The following is a 19,601-nucleotide window of genomic DNA, read 5'->3' as shown; positions in this document are numbered from 1 at the left end:
CTACAGGCCCGACTCGTTGGTACGGACCATGATCCGGCGGCAGTCCTCGCAGCGGACCACGTCGTCCGGGGCCGCCTTGCGGATGCGGGCCAGGTCGGCGCCGGACAGCTCCAGGCGGCAGCCGCCGCAGCGGCCCGCGGTGAGCAGCGCGGCACCGAGGCCGGTGTCCTCGCGGATCTTGTCGTAGAGGGTGACCAGGTCGCTCGGGAGGTCGGCGGCGAGCGGCTGGCGGGCCCCGCGCTTGAACTCCTCCTCCTTGGCGATCTCGGCCAGCGCGTCGTCGCGGCGCTGCTCGGTCGCGGCCCGCTTTTCCCGGGTGTCGGCCAGCCGCTGCTCCACGCCCTCCAGGACGCCCTGCGCGGTCTCGCGCTGCTCCATCAGCTCCAGTTCGGCGTCCTCCAGGTCGCCCTGGCGCCGGTTCAGCGAGACCAGCTCGTGCTGGAGCGCCTCCAACTCGCGGGCCGGGCCGGTGCCGGCGGCCAGCCGGTTCTCGTCCTTCTCCTTGCGGGCGCGGACCTGGTCGACGTCCTTCTCCAGCCGGGCGATGTCCCGGTCCAGGTCGTCGACCGCCACCTGGGCGCGGACCCGCTCGTCCTCCAGCGACGACAGCTCCCGGGCCAGCGACTCCAGCTCGGCCCGCTCGGCAAGCGTTCGCCTGCGGTGCGCGAGCTGGGCGAGGTTGGTGTCGATCGCCTGGAGGTCGAGCAGGCGGCGCTGCACCTGAGGGTCAGCCTTCACGGTCGGGCTCCTTGTCGTCCACAACGGGTGCGGCGGCATGCACGGTCCACGGATCGGTATCCAGGTCGGACACCAGCGTCTCGACGCCCAGCGCCTCCCGCAGGAGGGCGGCCAGGTCGTCCAGCCACGGTCGTTCGGTCGCCCAGTGGGCGGCGTCGATCAGGGCGGGACCATCGGCGGCGAGGTGCTCGCCGGCCGGGTGGTGCCGCAGGTCGGCGGTGAGGAACGCGTCCACCCCGGCGGCGGTCGCGGCGCCGAGGAAGCTGTCCCCCGACCCGCCGCTGACGGCGAGGGTACGAACCATACGCCCGGGATCCCCCGCGGCGCGAACTCCCCAGGACGTGACGGGGAGCACGGCGGCCGCGTGTCGGGTCAGCTCGGCGAGAGTCATCGGCTCGGGCAACTCGCCGACCCGGCCGAAACCCCTGTCGTCGCCGTGGGCCGCCGAGCCGGGCGCGGGCCGCTGCAACGGGCGCAGGCCGGTCAGCCCGAATCGGGCGGCGAGGGCGTCGGAGACGCCGGGGGACGCCACATCGGCGTTGGTGTGCGCCGCGTAGAGCGCCACCCCGGCGCGGATCAGCTGGTGGATGATCCGGCCCTTGACGGTCGTCGGCGCCACCGACGAGACCCCGCGCAGCAACAGCGGATGATGCGCGACGATCAGGTCCGCGTCGACGGCCAGCGCTTCGGCGACCGTCTCGGGCACCACATCGACCACGCAGAGCACCCGGCGGACCGGGGCGGTCGGCTCGCCGAGCACCAGGCCCACCCGGTCCCAGTCCTCGGCCCAGACCGGTGGATAGCGCCGTTCCAGCTCGGCCACCACGTCGGTCACCGTGGGGACGGATCCGCTAGTGCTCACGGCGGGCCAGCTTACCGGCGCGGGGGCCGCCCAGCGGTGACGCCCGGCCCGGTCGCGCCGCGCACGGGCGCCGCCGTGGGCGCTAAGCGGCTCCCACGGCGACGGCGTGCAGCGCGGCCAGCGGCATCGCCCACGGGAAGGCGTGCAGGTGTTGCTCCCCCGTGCCGGGCGGGTGCAGGGCGACCACGTCGTCACCGAAGAGCACAGTGACACCCCACTCGGCCAGCCGGGCCACGCCGGCTCGGAACGCCGGGTGGGCGGCCATCGCGACGTTGGTGTACGGCACCGCCACGATCGGGATGCCCTTACCCTGCGCCTCCACCAGCAGCCCCAGCGCGAGCGTGTCGGCGATCCCGGCCGCCCACTTGTTGACAGTGTTGACCGTCGCCGGGCAGACGATCATGGCGTCGGCGGGCGGCAGCACGTCCGGGTCGTCGGGATTCTTGTAGTGCGTCCGCACCGGATGGCCGGTCTGCCGGGCCAGGGCTGCCTTGTCGACGAACTTGGCGCCGTCCGGCGTGACGATCACGCAGACGTCCCAGCCGTCCTGCTGCGCCAGGTCGACCAACTGCCCGACCCTGCGGGCCAGCGGCGAACCACAGGCGACGACGTAGAGCACCGCACGGTGCCCGCTGCTGCGCGCTGAACCGGCCATCACGCCGGCTCCGCGGTCATACTCCTACTCCCATGTGCTCAGCCAACTCCGCTACCGGAGAAGGCAGCGCACCACGTGTGCGACGAAGGACGTCCGACATCACCTCGTGGGCGATCGGCCGGCAGCGGATCTCCGCCGGCGCGAGCCGATCACCCATCAGCAACATCTCACCGGCGTTCGCCACGTCGCCGACCTGGGCGTACCCGCGGGCGATGTCGAGCAGGTGGTGGGCGCGGCGTTCGGGCAGCAGCGCGTTGAAGGAGTGCTCCGCGATCCGGTCGTGCACCTCCACCGCCCGGCCACCGTCGCCCAACTCCACAGCGGCGGCGGCCCGGTGCAGCTCGACGTTCGTCGGGCCGAACGACGTCCAGTAGTGGTTGTGGTCGCCACCGAGCAGGGTGGCGGCCTCCTGGGCACAGTTGATCAGGTCGTCGACGCTTGCCGAGTCGCCGATGCGGGACGCGGCCATCGCGCCCTGGAGCAGCAGCATCCCGTAGACGGAGAGCCGGGCCGGGGTGACCTCGTTGCTTCCGCCCGGTGCCAGCCGGTTGGCGATCTGGACGTTCAGCTCCAGCGCGGGGCGGGCCCGACCCATCGCGACCAGGGCGTTGCACACCCGGGTGGTGGCGATGCCGGCCAGCAGCGGGTCGTCGGCCCGCTGGGCCACCGCCATCGACCGGTCGGCGGCCAGCCAGGCCAGCTCGCACTCGCCGAGCTTGCGCAGCACCGAGGAAGCGATCTGGTAGACCTGGCCGAGCAGGTGGGCCGCCTCGGCGGCCTGCCCACCGCCGTAGGCGGCGTCGGCCGCCTGGGCGTCGCGCAGCAGCTTCGGCAGGGCCCGGGTGAGCATGCCGTAGCGGCCGTACTGGTAGGTGAGCCAGGCGTGGTTGATGGCCTTGCGCAGGTCGTCCAGCGGTGGCGGACACGGCACCGCGTCGAAGTACGCGCTCATCGAGTCGTAGCGTTCCAGCGCGGCCCGAATTTCCTGCACCTCGACCTGGTCGATGCAGTTGAGGGCGTCGGCGCGCCGCTCCGGATCCTTGCCCATCAGCAGTTGCACGTCCATCTGGAGAATGTCGGCGATCTCGTAGAGGACGGAGAACTTGTCCAACCGGCGGACGCCGCGTTCGACCTTGTCCACCCAACTCTTGGACTTGCCGAGCCGGTCGGCGAAGACCTGTTGCGACATCTTGCGGCGTCCCCGCCAGTAGGCCACTCGCCGTCCTATGGGTAGCTCGTCCATCTCCCCATCCTCCTCCGTCGCCGCCGATAGATCGAGCCAGGGCGATGTCCCCGGGTGCGGCGACCGCCGTTCGCTTTCAGGTCTTCGCTGGTCGCACACGATGTGCGTCAGCCGAACGGCCAGTTCTCGTACTTTCGTGCAAGTTGCACGAGCCGTTCGTCAACCTCAACGATCGTGGGTTACGGCAGTGACGGTGCTCGACATGCGACCTGGCGACCGCCGGGCCCGACGAGGGGAGATGGCACACATGTGGGGGAACGTCGGACCGCGCGTCGCCGAACTGTCACCACTGGAACGAGTCCGGCTGCGCAGGGTCGCCATGCGGTACGCCACACACGGATGGGAGGTCACGCCCGGGGCCTGTCTGGCCCGCAGCCGCTTCGTCTGCGGTCGGGCCGGATGTCCCACCGTGGGTTGCCACCCCGCCCTGGAGAACTGGGAGTTGGCCGCCAGCGCCGACCCGGCCCGGGTGGCCACCTGGTGGCGGAACCGCCCACACGGGGTGCTGCTGCCCACCGGCCGGACCTTCGACGTGCTGGAGGTGCCCGCCCACCTGGGTCGGCACGTGCTCGACGCGGTGCGGATCCATCCGGCCGGCACCGGCGTACGCGGCCCGGTGCTCGTCACCCCCACCGGGCGGTGGATGTTCCTGGTCCGCCCCGGCGACCCGCTCCGGCCGGAGTTGGAGCACTGCTTCCACGTGGTCCGACACGGGCCGGGCTCGTGGATCCCCGCGCCGCCCACCCGGCTGCCGGAGGGGACTGTCCGCTGGGCGGTCGCTCCCGAGCAGGCCCGCTGGCAACTGCCGGATTCGTACCTCGTACAGAACACGTTGATCGGGGCGCTGCGCGCCGCCGGGGTGACCCTCGCCCCCGACCTGCTCCCCGGTCACCTGCCGCTGCCCCGACGAGGCCGATGAGACCGGCCCGACCGACGATTCGATCCGGTGCCCGACAGCGTCGCCGGGACGCCGGTCCTCGTTGACAGGGAGACAGCGCGCAACGCGCGCCACGAACGGGGGAACGATGTCCACTGACGACAGAGCGCCGCATCCCGGCGGCACCGAGCCACCCCGACGCAGCCACCCACGGCACCGTTGGGCCGGCACCAGACCGTCCGGCTCGCGTCCCGGCCGCCCACGCCCCACCGGCTCCCGCCCAGCCGGCACGAACCGCCCAGTCCGCTAACCCACCCCGCACCGCCCGGCCTCCGCGATCTTGCACTTTCTGCCCCGGCGATCTCCGCAAACCAGGACGAACGACAGAAACTGCAAAATCGCGGGAGCGGGGCGAGGGCGGGCTGGGGTGGGGCGTTAGGGGGTTCGCGGTAGGGCGGCGGAATGGTACTGGCGGGCGTCGTCGGTCACCACCGCGTGGGTGTGGTCGTCGAGGGTGTTCAGCCAGGCTAGACCGGGAGCGCCCATGGCCAGGGCGGCGGTGGCGTACGCGTCGGCCACACCGAGGTCCGTGCCGACCACCGTCACCGAGCGCAACCCGCTGGCCGGGGTGCCCCGGCGGGGGTCCAGCACGTGCCGGCCCCGCTCGTAGACGCCGGACGTGGCCACGGCCAGGTCGGTCCCGGTGAGCACCAGGCAGGTCGCCATGGCGTCCCAGGGGTGCCGGATGCCGATGCGCCACGGTGCCCCGGTCGGCGACAGGCCACGCACCCGCAGGTCACCGCCGGCGTTCACGCAGTGGTTCGCGGCACCTGCGGCGAGCAGGCGGTCCGAGGCGACCTGGGCGGCCCACCCCTTGACGAAACCGGACGGATCGAGCCGCCCGGTGGCGTACGCGTCGAAGAACCCGTCGGTGGCACCCCACAGGTCGGCACAGGTCTCCAGCACGAACCGCAGATCCGCCGACGCCTCGGAGAGCGGCACCTCCCCCCTGTCGAAGCGGCACACCTCGCTGCCCGGCCGGTACGTGCTGAACCGGGCGTCCACCTCGCGCATCCAGGCGAAGGCGTCGTCGGCCAACTCGGACAGGGTGGCCGGCGGCAGGTCGTCGGCGAGGTCCACCGTGATCGCCGTACCCATGATCTGCTCGACCCGGCACAGCCCGGGTCGGATCAGCGCGACCGGCACGTCAGAACGCCTGCTCGATCGCGCCCCGCAGCGACTGCTTGTAGGAGTTGCTGGTCTCGGTGGCACCGGAGACGGTGTTGACGTTGGCGCTCTGCTTCTGCACCACCTCGCCGCCGCTGCCGTCGTACCGGTTGCTGACGTCGTCGCTGTGGATGTCGGACTCACCCCCGCTGGGCAGCGACAGTGCGACGGCGTCGACGATCCGGTTGCCGGAGACCACGATCTGCACCTGCACGTACCCGTACTCGTTGTCCACGCCCGGCCCGGTGATCCGGCGGGTGGTCGGCTGCGGCGCCTTGGTGGTGGGCCGCGGCGCCGTCGGAGCCTTCGTGGTGGTGCGGGGGGTGCTGGGCGGCCGGGTGGTGCTCTTTGTGGGTTTGGCCGACGACGGCGCGTTGGGCGCCACCGACGGCGTCGGTGCCCCGGCGGGCGGTTCGGCAGCCGCGCCGACGGCCGGAGCGCCGGCCGGGTCGACGTCCTGCGGGGTGGGGTCGACCGGCTGGGCGGTCGGCAGGTTCTGGGCGACCTGGGTGGCGGCCGGCGACCCCTTGAACACCACGAGCGCGGTGGTGCTGGCGGCCAGGCCGGTGATCGCGAGCAACGCGCGACGCATCTGATGCCTTCCTACAACTCGAACGTGGCCAGGTGGATCTGCCGTCGGGGCACGCCGGCCCGGCGCAGCGCGCGCACCGACTGTTCCACAAGGCCGGGTGGCCCGCACAGGTAGACGTCGCGCCGGGCCACGTCGGGCACCAGTTGACGCAACCCGTCCGGGCTCATCAGTTGACGGGGGCCGGGGTCGTCGCGGGAACCGATGACATACCAGACCGAGGTGTCGCGCTCCTGCGCCAGCCAGTCCAGCTCACGGCTGAGCAGCACGTCGGCGGGGGTACGGGCCCGGTAGATCAGGGCCGCGCCCGGCGGCAACTCCTCAAGCATCGCCCGGATCGGTGTGATGCCGCTGCCGCCCGCGATCAGCAGGGCCCGCTCGCGGACCCGGTGCGCCGCCGTGAAGGTGCCCGAGGGGCCCTCGGCCCAGACCCGGGTGCCGGCGGTGAGGTCCCGCAGGTCCCCGGTGTGCGCGCCGACGACCTTGACGGTGAGGCGCAACCAGCGACCGTTCGCGGCGGCCGAGACGGAGAACGGGTGCGACTGCCACCAGCAGCCCCTGGTGAGGAAGCGCCAGCGGAAGTACTGACCGCCGAGCATCGCCAGCCGGCCGAGCCGCTCGCCGGTGAGGTAGATGGAGATGGTGTCGGGGCTCTCGGCGACCACGTCGGCGACCCGCAGTTTGTAGCGCAGGTTGAACGCCAGCGGCACGAGCACCCGGCCCCAGAGCAGGGCGGCGACCACCAGCACGTAGAGCGCGATCCAACCGGTGCGGACCGGACCGGGCTTGTAGAGCTGCGCGCCATGGGTGAACTGGTGGCCGAAGCCGAGCAGCAGGATCAGGTAGCTGGACAGGTGCAGCAGGTGCCACAGCTCGTAGGGCAGCGCCCGGCGGATCCCCCGGATGCTGCTGAACCCGACAAGCATCATGATGCCGGCGGCGACGAACGCCGACACCATGTCCTCGTAGTCGCCGAGCAGTGTGCCGACCTCGGCGAGGACCGACTGGTTCCGCAGGTCGGCGTAGCCGACGATGATCAGCGACAGGTGCGCCAGCACGGCGGCCAGCAGGGTGGCGCCGACGTCGCGGTGCCAGCGGGCCATCTGCTCGCCGCCGATCCACCGTTCCAGCACCGGCAGCCGGCTCATCATCAGCACCTGCACCAGCAGCAGGTAGCCGGCGATCAGGCCGCTGATCCGGCCCGCCGCGGTGACTGTGGACGCGGTGCTGCGCAGCGAACCGGCGGGGGTGCCCAGCCACCACGGCAGCACGCTGGCGAGCAGGCCGACCAGGAGCAGCAGGCCGAGCAGCCGCCGGCCGCCGGGTCCGCGCCGGTCCGGGATCTGCGGGGGTACGGGTGCAGCCGACCGGCCGCCGTGCCGGGACGAGGTCCCGGTACGACGGCCGGCGGCGTGGGTGTGCGAATGCGTCACGCGTACAGCTTCATCGGGGCGTACTTCTGGCGGGGGAAGACCTTCTCGACCTCCGCGTTGGTGAGCCCGAACCGGCCCTGGGCCACAGCGCCGTACACGTTGAACATGTTGTTGTACTCCGGCACGTCACCGGAGTCCAGCTTGTCCAGACCGTTCCAGTCGCCGAGCAGCGAGCCGGCCAGCTTCTTGCCGGAGAGGATCGTGACCACCCCACCGTGCCCGTGGTCGGTGCCGCCGGTGTTGGAGCCGACCCGGCGTCCGAACTCGCTGGACACCATGATCGTCACGTCGGCGGCCTGCGGGCCGAGGTCGGTGAAGAAGGCGGCCATCGCGCTGGCCAGCTCGTTCAACCGGCGGTGCAGTTGGCCGCCCGCGGCGGTGCCCTGGTTCTCGTGGGTGTCGTAGCCGCCCATCCCGACGGTGGCGACCCGGACGTTCGCGCCGCCCTTGATCAGCTGGGCGAGTTGCTTGAACGAGTTGCCGACGCCCTCGTACTTGACGCCCTCGGCGGGCTCGTACGGCTTGGCGGCCAACTGCTGGGCGGTGGCCAGCGCGCCCATGCCCTCCTGCACGGCCTCCTCCACCGGGTGGTTGATCCCGGTGAAGAGCCCCCTGATGGCGGCCTCGGTGGCGGCCCGGTACTTCTGGTCGCCGTTGAGCCGCAGCGAGCCCACGTTGTTCAGCGACAGCGCGCCGTTGGTGCCCACCAGTGAGCGGGGCAGGGTGCTGCCGATGCCGACGCTGCGGAACGCGGTGCCCTTGCCCAGGTGGTCGACGAGACCGTCGAGCCAGCCCCGGCCGCCGGTCTCGTTGGGCAGGCCACCCAGGTTGCAGGCGTCGGCGGCCTGGAAGTGGCTGCGCGACAGTCGCGGGTCCGAGGTCCCCGGGACGAAGCCCAGCTGACCGGCGGCGAGCCACTTCTCCAGCGGCTTGAACGCGCTGGTCAGCTTGAAGCCGCGGTCGAGGGCCAGCGAGTCGTTGCCGAGCAGCAGGTCGGGGCGGGCCTTGGCGAGCACCGGCTCGTTGTCCGGCGCGACGAGGCTCAGTCCGTCCAGGCCGCCATAGAGGAAGACGTGGATCAGGGTGCCGGTCGGGGTCGCCGCGAACGACGCCGACGTGGTGACGAACTGGGCGGTGGCCAGGGCGGTGGCGGTGGCCGCGGCACCCACGACGAAGGTCCGGCGGGTGACGCCACGACCGTCCTGCTGGGCCTCCTCCAGGTTCTCCAGAGTGCGGTAGCGGTCGGCCTCGGCGGCGTTCTCGGCGGCGACGATGTCCGCCTCCGCGCGCAGCAACGCCTCGGCCGGGTTGTCGGCCAGCCGTCGCACGTCGGGGCATTCGGGGTGCAGGGGGAAAGAGTTGTACACAGTCTTCTCCATCGGGTGCCTCACCGGAGGTGGTGCTGGGGGGAAGCGAGGATCGCCCGCGCGACGGCGGTGATGGCCCCGTTGAACGTGGCGTCCACCTTGGCAGTCGCCGGCACACCGGCCACACCGAGGATGAGGTTCTTCTCCCGCGTGCTCAGCTTCTGACCCACCAGCCGCTGGGAGAGCGCGTCCACGTACGCCCCGGCGGTGGCCGGCGGCGCGGCGATGAGCTTCTCGGGCGCCGTGTACGTGAAGGCGGTGCGGTAGCCGGCGATGATCTCGCCCGCCTCGTTCCAGCCGTTGACCATGGTGCCGGCCGACGTCCAGGCGACGTAGACGTCCGGGTAGCCGTCCGGGGTGGGCTGACCCATCGGGAAGTGGCCCAGCTCGCGCAGCTTGTCGTGGATCTGCCGCAGGCCCCTGGCGTACGGGGTGCGCTTGTTGTCGCCGTTGTTGTGCTTCGGCGACGGGTCCGGTGAGACGCCCAGGGTGCGGTACGTGGCGACCAGGTACTCCATCGGCCGGCGCACCTTCTGGCCCACGCCGGCCCAGAACTCCGAGGAGCTGAACAGCGCCATCAGCACCGGCTTGATCAGGCCGTTGTTCGTGGTGTACGTCTTGGCCAGCCGGTCCACCAGGGACTTCGGCGGGGTGTCCGAGACGAACCGGGTCGCCAGGCTCTGCGCGACGTACTTCGCGGTCGACGGGTGCAGCGCGATGTAGGCGATGTACGCGTCGATCGCCGCGTCGGCCTTCTTCGGGTCCAGGGAGTCGTTGGCGTGGGTGAAGCCGAGAATCTTCACCTTGCCGACGTAGTGCTGTTCCGGCTTGAAGACGTACTTGCCGTCCCGGTCGATGCCGCGACCGGTCTGCAGCATTGCCGCCTGCCGGACGTCCTGCTCCTCGTAGCCGCCGTCGACGCCGACCGAGTAGAGCTCGAGGTTCTCCCGAGCGAGGTTCTCGTTGATCGCGTCCTTGCGGGAGTCCTTCTGGTTCAGGTAGATCAGCAGCGCGGGGTGCTTGTTCGCGGCGACGAGCATCTCCGGGTAGCTGCCCAGCGCGTGCTTGCGCACGACGTCCTGGTCGAACGAGTTGCGGTAGACCTCGCCGCCGTCGAAGTCGGCCGCGACGTGCAGGAAGTCGTTCCAGAAGTCGACCATCACCTCGAACAGCTGGCGCTTGGACCAGATCTGCCGGGCGATGGTGGCGTCGACCATCTCCCGCTCCGGCTGGGCGCCCTGCTCGTTGAGCTGGTCCCGCTGGGTGCGCAACTGCTGCGGGTTGAGCTTCAGCGTGGGCAGTTCGGAGAGCTTCAGCTCGGCCTTGCTCGGCTCCAGCTTGTCCGGCTCCAACTGGGCGCGGATCCAGGCGTCGATGCCCTGGCTCTTGATGTCGGCGACCACCGCGGGCGTCGGCCCGAAGGTGGCACGCCGGGCCAGGTGCAGGATCGGGTCCTTGGCCAGCACCGTCTTGACTGTCACAGTGGTCGCCGCCGCGGCGGCGGCCGGGCCGGGCAGGGTCCGTCCACTCGTCGGCGCGTTCTTCTTCAGCGCCGCACCGGCCCGAGAGCCCATGTAGCTCTCGTTCTGCTCGGTGTACGTACGCACCGTGCTGGGCTGCTGGCCACTGGGCCGCGCCGCGGTGCCGTCGGTGACCGTGCTGCCGGTCGCGTCGCCAGCCGCCGCCGCCTCGTCGCCGAAGAGGCCACGGATCTGCGGGGTCATGGCGAGCGCCGCGCCACCGGCGACGACGGCAGCGGTGCCGCCGAGGGCGACCATGGCCCTGCGCCGGCCGACCTTGCGGCCCGGGTCGTCGTCATCGTCGAGGGCGGGCAGTCCGGCTCCGGCCGGTCGCGCCGGCGCCGGCCGGCCGAGACCCTCCGGGCCGACCCACTGCGGTCCGCGTGGGCCGGGGGCCGGGTGTCCGGCGGGGGCGTAACCGTCGCCGTACTGCTCGCGCGGGTCGGCCTGCGCCGGGTAGCCGCCCTGGTAGGGGTGGGGCGAGTCGTACCCGTACGACGCGGGCGGGTGGGGGTCGCCGTAGCCGTCCGCGCTGTGGTGCTGGCGTCCGTCCCAACCGCGGTCGTCCCGCGGTCGACGTGGTGGCACATTCTGGTCGGCCATGTACCAATCCCGATTTCTGATGAGCGCCGAGAACTGCGACCGGGCAGGTGCGGCAGGTGCGGCGACTGTTGCCTGAGGGGGTTGCTACGGCAAGGTAGCCAAGCGCTCAGGTGCCTTCAAGGTGGGCTGAACACCCGCAGGAGGGCACTTAAGACAGCGCTCAGCGCGCCACCGGGGTCGGACGGCGGGCCGGAGTCGAGCGCGGACCCTCCCAGCAGGGCGTACGCGCGGCAGCCAGGCACAGATCGGACCGCCCCGCCGTAGACGACACGTTCCGCGCCGTCCACCACCACAGACAAACTTAAGGTTTGGGTAAGCCAGACATGAAGTGCTCTCGCGTGACGGAAAAGTAGCAGCAGCGGTCGGGCGTGAGCCGCCGTCACGGCGGGTATGCCGCCGAACCGCTGAACGCGTGAGGGGAAGGCAGCGCCATGCTCAGTAAAGAGGATCAGCGCAGGTTCGACCAGATCACCCGTCAGCTCCGGGAGAGTGACCCGGCCTTCTTCGCCCGGCTGGACCACCGGGCCCGGGCCCGCAGGGGCCGCTACCTGATGTTGTTGACAATCGTGCTGTGGGCGTCGCTGCCAGCGATAGCCGTGTTCGCCGGCCGGTTGACCGGCGCGATCTGCGCGGTGGTGCTTGTGGTGAACGCCGCGATCATGTGGCGGTTCCGCCGTCGCTGGACGTGACGGCTCACCGGTCGGCCGGGCCGAAGGCCCGGTACGCACGGCGCAGGCGCTCCAACAGCCCCGGCCCGCCGATGGCCGGAGCTGGCGCTCCGAGTTGGCGCAGCAGGAGGTCGGGGCCGGTCGCCAGTCGGGGTGGCCGATCGGGCAGTGGCACCGACGGCATCCAGAACCGGTCCGCCGATTCGGCAAGCGGGGTCGCCGGCAGCCCGGCGAGCGCGCGGGCCGCGCCGACCGGTGCGGCGACGGCCACACTCGACTCCGGTCCGTCCGGTTCGGACGGTGGGCCGGCCGGTGCGGGTGGCAGGGCGGCGCCGGTGGCCCCGACCCGCCGGGCGCGCAACTCGTCGAGCAGCTGCGCACGGGATCGGCCGCGCCAGTGCAGCAACTCGAACGGGTCCGCGTCGAACGCCTCGGCCAGTAGGTAGAACGTCGCCGCGAGGTGCTTGCACGGCACGGCGAAGTCGGGGCAGTTGCACCGCTGGGTCAGCTCGTCAACGGCGGCGGGAAACAGCGGCGCCCCAGCGGCGACGAACAGCTCCTCCAGCTCGTCGGGCAGGTCCCCGGCGAGCAGCCGGGCGCTGAAGAACGCCTGGCCGGCCAGCTCCGCCTCGATCCGGGACCAGCGTGCGGCCGGGAACGGCTTCAGCGCGATCGACACCTGGTACGGCTGCGGACGGGAGCCCTGCACCACCGCGCTGACCCGTCCCGGTGCGATGTCGAGCGTGAGCACCTGCCCGGCCCGCGCGTACGACCGGCCACGGGTCAGTCGGGTGCCGAGCGCGAACGACTCCAGCACCTCCAGGAAACGCCGCGACCACCAGGAACTGCCGATCGCGCCCCGGGCGCTGCGCGCCCGCAGACCCCCGTCGACCCGACGGGGACGCCCGTAGTCGGCGAACCGGTCGGTGCTCGGCTGGCTCACTCCAGCGCTCCGCTCGCTCACTCCACCACCGCCCCGGCCTCCAGGGCGAACAGGTCCCGCAACTGGCCGGTGGACAACTCGGTGATCCACTGCTCGCCGGTGCCGACCACCCGCTCGGCGAGGTTGCGCTTGTCCGCGATCAGCGCGGCCACCTTCTCCTCCACGGTGCCCGCGCAGACGAACTTGCGGACCTGCACCCGCCGGCGCTGACCGATGCGGAACGCCCGATCGGTGGCCTGGTCCTCCACCGCCGGGTTCCACCACCGGTCCACGTGCACCACGTGGTTGGCGGCGGTCAGGGTGAGCCCGGTGCCGCCGGCCTTGAGGGAGAGGACGAACAGCGGCGGACCGTCTTCCGACTGGAAGCGCTGCACCAGGGCGTCCCGCTCGGCCTTGCCGAGGCCGCCGTGCAGGAACAACACCTCCCGGCCGAACCGCGCCGACAGGTGACCGCGCAACATCGCACCGAACTCGGCGTACTGGGTGAACAGCAGCGCCCGCTCCCCCGCCGCCAGCACCTCCTCCAGGATCTCGGTCAGTCGGGCCAGCTTGCCGGAACGGCCCTCCAACGGCGAGCCGTCGCGCAGCAGTTGGGCCGGGTGGTTGCAGACCTGCTTGAGCCGGGTCATGGTGGCCAGCACCAGGCCGCGTCGCTCGATGCCGTCGCTGGTCTCGATCCGGGCCAGCATGTCGTCGACCACCACCCGGTACAGGGCGGCCTGCTCGGCGGTGAGGTTGCAGACCACCTCCATCTCCAGCTTCTCCGGCAGATCCGAGATGATCGACGAGTCGGTCTTGAGTCGGCGCAACACGAACGGCCCGGTGATCCGGCGCAGCCGCTCGGCGGCCTCGGCGTCACCGTGCCGCTCGATCGGCTCGGCGAACCGCTTACGGAACGTCGCCGCGGGCCCCAGCAGACCCGGGTTGGCGAACTGCATGATCGACCACAGGTCGGCGAGCCGGTTCTCCACCGGCGTACCGGTCACCGCCACCCGCTGCCGGGCGGGCAGCGCGCGGACCGCCTCGGCCTGCCGGGTCGAGGCGTTCTTGATCGCCTGCGCCTCGTCCACCACCACCCGGTGCCAGTCGATGCCGGCCAGGTCGACGGCGTCGCGGGCGGCCACCGAGTAGGTGGTGAGGACCAGGTCCGCGCCGTGCGCGGCAGTCGTGAACGCCGCCCCCCGCGCCCGCTCCGCGCCATGGTGTACGTGCACCCGCAGCGTCGGCGTGAACCGTGCCGCCTCCCGCTGCCAGTTGCCGACCAGCGACATCGGACAGACCAGCAGCGTCGGCCCGGCCTCCGGCGGGTCCCCGGCGAGCAGCGCGAGCAACTGCACGGTCTTGCCCAGCCCCATGTCGTCGGCGAGCACCCCGCCCAGGCCGAGTGAGCGCAGGAAGGCAAGCCAGGCCAGCCCGCGCTGTTGGTACGGCCGCAGCGTCCCCTGAAAGCCCGGCGGCGGGTCCAGCGGGGTCAGCCGGCGCTCGACCGCCCCGGCGAGCAGGTCACCCAGTGCCCCGTCGGCGGTCACCTCCAGCACCGGCAGCGCCCCGGTGGCCTCTCCGTCGGCCAGGCCGAGGCGCAGCAGGTCGGCGACGCTCAGCTCACCCGCCGAGCGGAGCAGACGCAGACCGGCGGCGAGCCGCCCCGGGTCCAGTTCGACCCACCGGCCGCGCAGCCGCACCAGCGGGGTCTTCAGCTCGGCCAACGCCGCCAACTCCTCGGCCGACAGCGGCTGGTCACCGAGGGCGATCTCCCAGCGGTAGTCGACAAGGGCGTCCAGGCCGACACCTGCCTCGGTGCCACCGACAGTGCCCGGCGCGGTGCGGCTGCGGGCCCGCAGCCGAGCGCCGAGCCGCGCGGACCGGCGCTGCCACCAGGAGGGCAGCAGCACTCCGAAGCCGGCCGCGTGCAGCACCGGGGCGCCCTCGCTGAGGAACCGGTGTGCCCCCTCGACATCCAGGTCCATCGCCTCGGGAGCGGCGGTGCGCAGCGCGGCGTCCAGGTCCGGCCAGAGCCGACTGGCCCGACCCAACTCGGCCAGCAGCGTCTCCTGCGGGCTGCTCGTGCGACCGGCCAGGCCGCCGAGCGTCTGCGGGGCCCGCCAGACCTGCCCGGCGTCGACGTGCAGGCCGGGCTCGTCCGCCGCCTGCAACCCGAACTCCAGCCGCCACCGCCCGCCCCCGACCGACTCCGTCGGCACCGGCACGATGTCTGTCGGTGCCGGGCGGGTGGCCAGGATGGGTTCGGTGACCTCGTCGGGGGCCGGCTCCACCAGCCGGAAACTGGCCCGCACCGGGCCGCCGGCGGCGTCCCGCTGCCAGACGTCCAGCTCTTCGCGCAGCGTGGCCAACGCCAGGGGATCGACTGTGAAGTCACGCTGCGGGCCGGCGAGCGCGGCCAACCAGGCCGGCGCCGGGCCCCCCGGCCGCAGTCCCCGGGCCAGCGTGGTGGCCGCCAGAGCAGCCCGCGCGGCGGCGTCGGTCAACGCGTCGAGCGCGTCCGCGACAAGCACGGCGGCCGTCGGCTCAGCCCCACCTGGTTCGACGGATGCCGAACCCGCCGAGGTCGGGGTGGCCGAGGTCGGGGTGGGCCGCACGGCGGCGGCGCGGGCGGCCGGTGGCAGGGCCAGCGCCAGCGATCGCGCCCAGGCGGCGTCGGTGCCGGTCAGCAGCGGCCGCCAGACCGCACGCGCCGACACCTGAGCGGAACCGCCCGACGAAGCCCCTGCGGCCACGCCCCTGGCCGGTGCTGCGCTCGCCGCCGTCCCGCCCGTCGGCGCGGCAGTCGGCACCGTCCCGCCCGCCGTCCCGCTTGTCGAGGTGACAGCCGCCGCGGTGACGCTCACCGGCGTGCTGCTCCCCGCCGCCGCGCCGGCGAGCGGCGGATCCGTCGGCGCGGCGACGCCGGGGAGCACCCGGCCCCGGGTTACCAGGTCGGCGGCGAAGTCGGCCAACTCGGCGAGGTGGCGCAGGGTGGCGCCGGGCACCGCCGGGAGGTCGTCCAGGGCGCGCAGTAGCGGCAGCGCGTCGTCTGGGGCGTACACCAGCACGGGGACCCGCCACCCGGCCAGGGTGAGTCGGCCGCGGGCCGGGGGTGCGACGGCGGTCCGGATCAGCTCGGGTGAGTCGGTCGGCACGCCGGCCCGGGTGGGCAGGGTGAGCAGCGCGGTGTCCGGGCGGGTCGGCTCGGCGACGTCGCCGAGGACGGCGGCCAGGTCGGCGTGCCCGGCGGCGAAGGGGTGTGGGCGCTCGCGGGGCGGCCGGCCGGGACGGGTCGGCGCTTGTGGCGCGGCGCTGTCCTCGGCCCAGACGGCGAGGCCGCCGGTCGAGCCGTCGCAGGGCAACCACAGCCCGTGGATGACCAGCACCTGCTCCCCCTCGTCGCCGCCCGCGCCCAGGATAGGCGGCCCTGGCGCGACCCCGGCGAACCCCTCGCGCACCCCTCACGCGATGTTGCACATTCTGTCGGCGATGCGTGCCCTATGCCCCTTATGCGGCGACAGAAAGTGCAAGATCGCGGGGCTGCGGGGTCGGGGGTCAGATCGCTCCGGACTCGCCGTCGGTCAGCTCGCGGAGGATGTCGGCGTGGCCGGCGTGTCGGGCCGTCTCCTCGATCAGGTGCACCAGGATCCAGCGCAGCGACACCTCGCCGAGCTGCGGGTGCGGCACCACGTGGTCGAGGTCGAAACGCGCGGCGATCGACCGGGACCGGGCGCAGGCCCGCTCGTACGCCTCGGTGAGCCCGGCGACCGTGTCCTGGTCGCCGAGGGTGAAGCTCGCCACCGCGTCCTCCTCCGAGGTCAGGTAGACGTCGCCCGGCTCGGGGGCCAGCAGGGTCGGGAACCAGTTCCGCTCGACAAGGGTCAGGTGCTTGACCAGCCCGGCGAGGGTGGTCGCCGAGGGCACCAGCCGTCGACCGGCGTCGGCGTCGGAGAGACCGCGCACCTTGCGCAGCAGCACGGCACGGTGGAAGTCGAGAAACGAGTCCAGTACGGCGCGCTCGTCGCCGGTGCGGGCGAGCACCGGACCGAGCGTCGGATCGATCGTCTGCTCCATCCGCCGACCCTAGTCACAGGGTGGCCACCCCGCTGCCCCGCTATCGCTGCGGGCCGGCGACACGACGGGCAGGATGGGCGCATGGCTTCATCCGTGCAGATCCCTCTCGTCGGCGGCTCGGCGGACGGGCAGACCATCACCGTCGAACTGGACAGCAACGGCCGTCCACCGCTGACCCACCACCACCTCGGCTCGGGTGGGCTGGCGGGAGCCCAGATCTACGAGCTGGAGACCGCCCACGAAGATGCCGGCGAGTGGCGCTACCGGTGGACCGGCCCCGCGGTCTGAGCGCCCACTCAGACCCGGGTCAGGGCCTGGCTGCGCAGGCCCTCCAACACGCCGCGGGTGACCTCCGAGGTGCCCCGCGCCTGCTCGCACACCTCCGCCACCCGGCGGGCGGTGGCCTCGGCGCGTTGCTCCCGTTCGTCCCACAGCCGGTCGACCTCGGCCAACAGCGGCCCCTCGACCTCCCGCTCCACGCCGCGCAGGGCCGGCACGCCGAGCCGCTGGGCCAGGTCGAAGACCTTGCCGGCGTACGGCAGGGGCAGGAACGGTGTGCCGACCATCGCCGCGAAGATCAGGAAGTGCAGGCGCATGCCGACGGCCAGGTCGAAGTGCCGCATCAGCCCGAGTACCTGCTGTGGAGAGTAGGTGCCGTGCAGGATTCGCCCCCGATCGGCGGCGACCATGTGGGAGAGCACCCCGTGGGCGTGCCGGATGTCGTCGCGCTCCATCGGCACGAACAGCACGTACGCGTCGATCCGGTGCACCAGGAAGTCACCGATCTGGGCCAGCAGCCGGTGGTAGCCGTCCACGTCCAGCCGCTCGGCGGCCCGCCCCGGCTCCCGCACGCTGATCCCGACCAGCCGCTTACCGACCGGCACGCCCTCCTCGGCGAGCAGGTGCGTCGGGAACTCCTCGGGTTGCAACAGGAACGCGGGGTCGGCGGTGACCGTGATCGGATTGAGCAGACCGGCCTCCTCCAGCACCATCCGGGACTCCTGGTCACGGACCGTCACCTGGGTCGCGCCGGAGAGCGTCTCCCGGACCATGCCGCTGTCCACCGCGTCGCCGAGCGGCCCGACCCCCACCGCGTACGTGATCAGGGGCAGGCCACGCTCCTGCGCGACCCGGACCACCCGCAGGTAGCGGCGGGCCTCCCGGTCGTAGAGGATGCCGCCGCCGCCCAGGATGAGCAGGTCGAGCTGGGCCAGGACCAGGGCCGAGTCGGTACGGCTGACGCCCTCCCAGGGCACCGCCTCGACATCCGGATGGGCGGCCCGGGTGTGCTCCGGGTTACGGGAGAAGACAATGATCCGGGCGTTTGGTTCCTGCGTGCGCAGATCGGTGAGCAGGCCGGTGAGGATCGCCTCGTCGCCGAGATTTCGCCCACCGTACGAGCCCAGCACACCGATGGTCAGTCCGGCGCCATGCGTCATCCGTCGCTCCTCCCCAGGTGCGGTCCGCGCCGGTTTCCCGCTGGGCAGGTGAACAGTCCTGCCGCCGGGACCGGCCTGGGTGGCTCGCGACTCAGCTCGCCGCGGTGATGCGCTTCGCCATCTGCTGCGAGGTGACCTCGAAGCCCAGACTCCGGTAGAGCCCGATCGCCACGGCGTTCGAACCGAAGACGTTCAGACCCAACTCGGGCACGTTGAGCTGGGCGAGTTCGGCCTCGATGAGCTGGATCATCCGACGTGCGTAGCCGCGCCCCCGGTGCGCCGGGTGCACCTCGATGTTGTGTATCCAGGCCTGTCGCGGGGCGGTCGCCGCCGGCAGCATCACCCAGATCCAGCCGATCTCGGTGTCGTCGACCCGGCCCAGCCGCAGCAACGCCCCCTCGGTCGCCGCGCCCGCCGGCAGCGACTCCCGGATCTGGCTGACCGACCGTTCGAGGGCCGCCTCCGGGGTCAACCCCCGGTTTACGACCAGGTCCTCCGCGTACCCCTGCTCCAACTCCCCGAGCAACCGGGCCAGGTCCTGTGCCGTCATCGGCGTCAACGTCAACTCCACCGAATCTTCCCCTCTGTCGTCGCCGGTCAAGAGTGCAGCAGATCCGACCCGGGCGTGCCACCGGGTTCACCACGACCGGCCCGGCGCCTCCGTGATCATGAGGTTGACCGTCGGTCTACTCTCTGCTGGATTGTCACGACGACGGCGAGTGGGTGGCGCTGGTCTTCTCCGACGTGGACGGTCGGCACCCTGCCACGCCGTGGAGGGTCGACGAGCTGACCTCCGTGCTGAACGCGCTGGAGGTGATGGCGACAGTCCTCACCCCGAGCCCGGTGGCGCACGTGCCAACCGCGGTCGAGCTGCTGGCCACGGACTTCGCCGGCTGGCACCGGATCGCCGCGGACCCGCGGAACTGCTGGACCCCTGGGTCCGGGGGCACCTGGACCAACTGCGTGCCGCCGCCGACCGGGGCGTTGCCGCGCTGGCCGGTGACACGCTCTGCCACGTGGACGTACGGGCCGACAACCTGCTGCTCGACGCGACCGGCAGGGTCCACGTGGTCGACTGGCCGTGGGCGTGCCGGGGGCCGGCCTGGCTGGACACCGCGCTGCTGCTGGTCAACGTCCGGCTGCACGGCGGGCACGACACCGAGGCGCTGCTGCGCCGGCTACGCCTCACCGCCGAGGTCGATCCGATCGCGCTCACCGGGGTGTACGCCGGGCTGGCCGGCTTCTTCGCCGACAGCGCCCGGCGCCCGCCGCCGCACGGCATCCCCACCGTCCGCGCGTTTCAGCAGGCCCAGGCCGACGCCCTGCTCCCCTGGCTGGCCGCCCGTCTACGCTGACGCCCCGACCGTCTTCGCGGCCTCCT

The 19,601-nt window shown here is 72.5% G+C and carries 19 protein-coding genes; 4 read left to right on the top strand and 15 right to left on the bottom strand.

Features of this window, described 5'->3' with window-relative positions; all coding sequences use genetic code 11:
- From AB0A95_RS00865 to AB0A95_RS00850, 4 genes are all read right to left on the bottom strand, one after another.
- Complete coding sequence (locus AB0A95_RS00865; protein WP_357553510.1) at nt 1-738, bottom strand: C4-type zinc ribbon domain-containing protein; 738 nt, start codon at nt 736-738, stop codon at nt 1-3.
- Complete coding sequence (locus AB0A95_RS00860) at nt 728-1,600, bottom strand: Nif3-like dinuclear metal center hexameric protein (RefSeq protein WP_357553509.1); 873 nt, start codon at nt 1,598-1,600, stop codon at nt 728-730. The genes AB0A95_RS00865 and AB0A95_RS00860 overlap by 11 nt, the downstream gene beginning before the upstream one ends.
- 82 nt (nt 1,601-1,682) lie before the next feature.
- On the bottom strand, nt 1,683-2,255 hold the full coding sequence (locus AB0A95_RS00855) for a flavoprotein (RefSeq protein ID WP_357553508.1): 573 nt from the start codon (nt 2,253-2,255) through the stop codon (nt 1,683-1,685).
- A 16-nt stretch (nt 2,256-2,271) separates the two neighbouring features.
- Nucleotides 2,272-3,498 carry a helix-turn-helix domain-containing protein gene (locus AB0A95_RS00850; RefSeq protein ID WP_357553507.1) on the bottom strand — a complete coding sequence of 409 codons (1,227 nt, stop codon included), beginning with the start codon at nt 3,496-3,498 and terminating at the stop codon, nt 2,272-2,274.
- A gap of 247 nt (nt 3,499-3,745) precedes the next feature.
- On the opposite strand from AB0A95_RS00850, the gene AB0A95_RS00845 reads away from it, so the two are divergent.
- Entirely contained in the window at nt 3,746-4,417 is a 672-nt protein-coding gene (locus AB0A95_RS00845) for a bifunctional DNA primase/polymerase (protein ID WP_357071031.1), read from the top strand.
- Nucleotides 4,418-4,810: 393 nt separating this feature from the next.
- Here the strand turns inward: AB0A95_RS00845 and AB0A95_RS00840 are convergent, their stop codons facing one another.
- From AB0A95_RS00840 to AB0A95_RS00820, 5 genes are read right to left on the bottom strand one after another with little or no spacing between them, the layout of a single operon-like run.
- Entirely contained in the window at nt 4,811-5,533 is a 723-nt protein-coding gene (locus AB0A95_RS00840) for an FAD:protein FMN transferase (RefSeq protein WP_357553663.1), read from the bottom strand.
- A gap of 49 nt (nt 5,534-5,582) precedes the next feature.
- The gene (locus AB0A95_RS00835) at nt 5,583-6,194 is read right to left on the bottom strand and encodes an FMN-binding protein (protein WP_357553506.1); all 612 of its coding nucleotides are present in this window, start codon (nt 6,192-6,194) and stop codon (nt 5,583-5,585) included.
- Nucleotides 6,195-6,205: 11 nt separating this feature from the next.
- A complete protein-coding gene (locus tag AB0A95_RS00830) occupies nt 6,206-7,624 on the bottom strand; it encodes a ferredoxin reductase family protein (protein ID WP_357553505.1) in 1,419 nt (472 codons plus the stop codon).
- Nucleotides 7,621-9,003, bottom strand: coding sequence for a DUF1501 domain-containing protein (locus AB0A95_RS00825; RefSeq protein ID WP_357553504.1), 1,383 nt, complete (start codon nt 9,001-9,003; stop codon nt 7,621-7,623). Before AB0A95_RS00825 ends, AB0A95_RS00830 begins: the two co-directional genes overlap by 4 nt.
- Nucleotides 9,004-9,011: 8 nt before the next feature.
- Nucleotides 9,012-11,114, bottom strand: coding sequence for a DUF1800 family protein (locus tag AB0A95_RS00820; protein WP_357553503.1), 2,103 nt, complete (start codon nt 11,112-11,114; stop codon nt 9,012-9,014).
- A gap of 431 nt (nt 11,115-11,545) precedes the next feature.
- Here AB0A95_RS00820 and AB0A95_RS00815 point away from each other — a divergent pair, with 431 nt between their 5' ends.
- Nucleotides 11,546-11,803 (top strand): DUF3040 domain-containing protein, encoded by a 258-nt coding sequence (locus AB0A95_RS00815; protein WP_357553502.1) that lies wholly within the window; start codon nt 11,546-11,548, stop codon nt 11,801-11,803.
- Nucleotides 11,804-11,807: 4 nt separating this feature from the next.
- On the opposite strand, the gene AB0A95_RS00810 is transcribed toward AB0A95_RS00815, so the two are convergent.
- From AB0A95_RS00810 to AB0A95_RS00800, 3 genes are all read right to left on the bottom strand, one after another.
- Nucleotides 11,808-12,746, bottom strand: coding sequence for an SWIM zinc finger family protein (locus AB0A95_RS00810; protein WP_357553501.1), 939 nt, complete (start codon nt 12,744-12,746; stop codon nt 11,808-11,810).
- A complete protein-coding gene (locus AB0A95_RS00805) occupies nt 12,743-16,093 on the bottom strand; it encodes an SNF2-related protein (RefSeq protein WP_357553662.1) in 3,351 nt (1,116 codons plus the stop codon). The genes AB0A95_RS00810 and AB0A95_RS00805 overlap by 4 nt, the downstream gene beginning before the upstream one ends.
- A 169-nt stretch (nt 16,094-16,262) precedes the next feature.
- On the bottom strand, nt 16,263-16,781 hold the full coding sequence (locus AB0A95_RS00800) for a DinB family protein (protein WP_357553500.1): 519 nt from the start codon (nt 16,779-16,781) through the stop codon (nt 16,263-16,265).
- A gap of 81 nt (nt 16,782-16,862) precedes the next feature.
- Here AB0A95_RS00800 and AB0A95_RS00795 point away from each other — a divergent pair, with 81 nt between their 5' ends.
- Nucleotides 16,863-17,069 (top strand): hypothetical protein, encoded by a 207-nt coding sequence (locus tag AB0A95_RS00795; protein ID WP_357553499.1) that lies wholly within the window; start codon nt 16,863-16,865, stop codon nt 17,067-17,069.
- 8 nt (nt 17,070-17,077) lie between these two features.
- Here the strand turns inward: AB0A95_RS00795 and AB0A95_RS00790 are convergent, their stop codons facing one another.
- From AB0A95_RS00790 to AB0A95_RS00780, 3 genes are all read right to left on the bottom strand, one after another.
- Nucleotides 17,078-18,220, bottom strand: coding sequence for a polysaccharide pyruvyl transferase family protein (locus AB0A95_RS00790; protein ID WP_357553498.1), 1,143 nt, complete (start codon nt 18,218-18,220; stop codon nt 17,078-17,080).
- A gap of 91 nt (nt 18,221-18,311) precedes the next feature.
- Nucleotides 18,312-18,791 carry an N-acetyltransferase gene (locus tag AB0A95_RS00785; RefSeq protein WP_357553497.1) on the bottom strand — a complete coding sequence of 160 codons (480 nt, stop codon included), beginning with the start codon at nt 18,789-18,791 and terminating at the stop codon, nt 18,312-18,314.
- A 133-nt stretch (nt 18,792-18,924) separates the two neighbouring features.
- Nucleotides 18,925-19,236 (bottom strand): hypothetical protein, encoded by a 312-nt coding sequence (locus AB0A95_RS00780; RefSeq protein WP_357553671.1) that lies wholly within the window; start codon nt 19,234-19,236, stop codon nt 18,925-18,927.
- Here AB0A95_RS00780 and AB0A95_RS00775 point away from each other — a divergent pair.
- The gene (locus AB0A95_RS00775) at nt 19,144-19,575 is read left to right on the top strand and encodes a phosphotransferase (RefSeq protein WP_357553661.1); all 432 of its coding nucleotides are present in this window, start codon (nt 19,144-19,146) and stop codon (nt 19,573-19,575) included. The two genes, AB0A95_RS00780 and AB0A95_RS00775, sit on opposite strands and share 93 nt — an antisense overlap.
- The last annotated feature ends 26 nt before the right edge of the window (nt 19,576-19,601 follow it).

The organism is Micromonospora sp. NPDC049230 (assembly GCF_040647875.1).
Taxonomy (GTDB): Bacteria; Actinomycetota; Actinomycetes; order Mycobacteriales; family Micromonosporaceae; genus Micromonospora.
The sequence above is the reverse complement of the archived record's forward strand: the minus strand, read 5'-3'. Positions and strand labels throughout refer to the sequence as shown.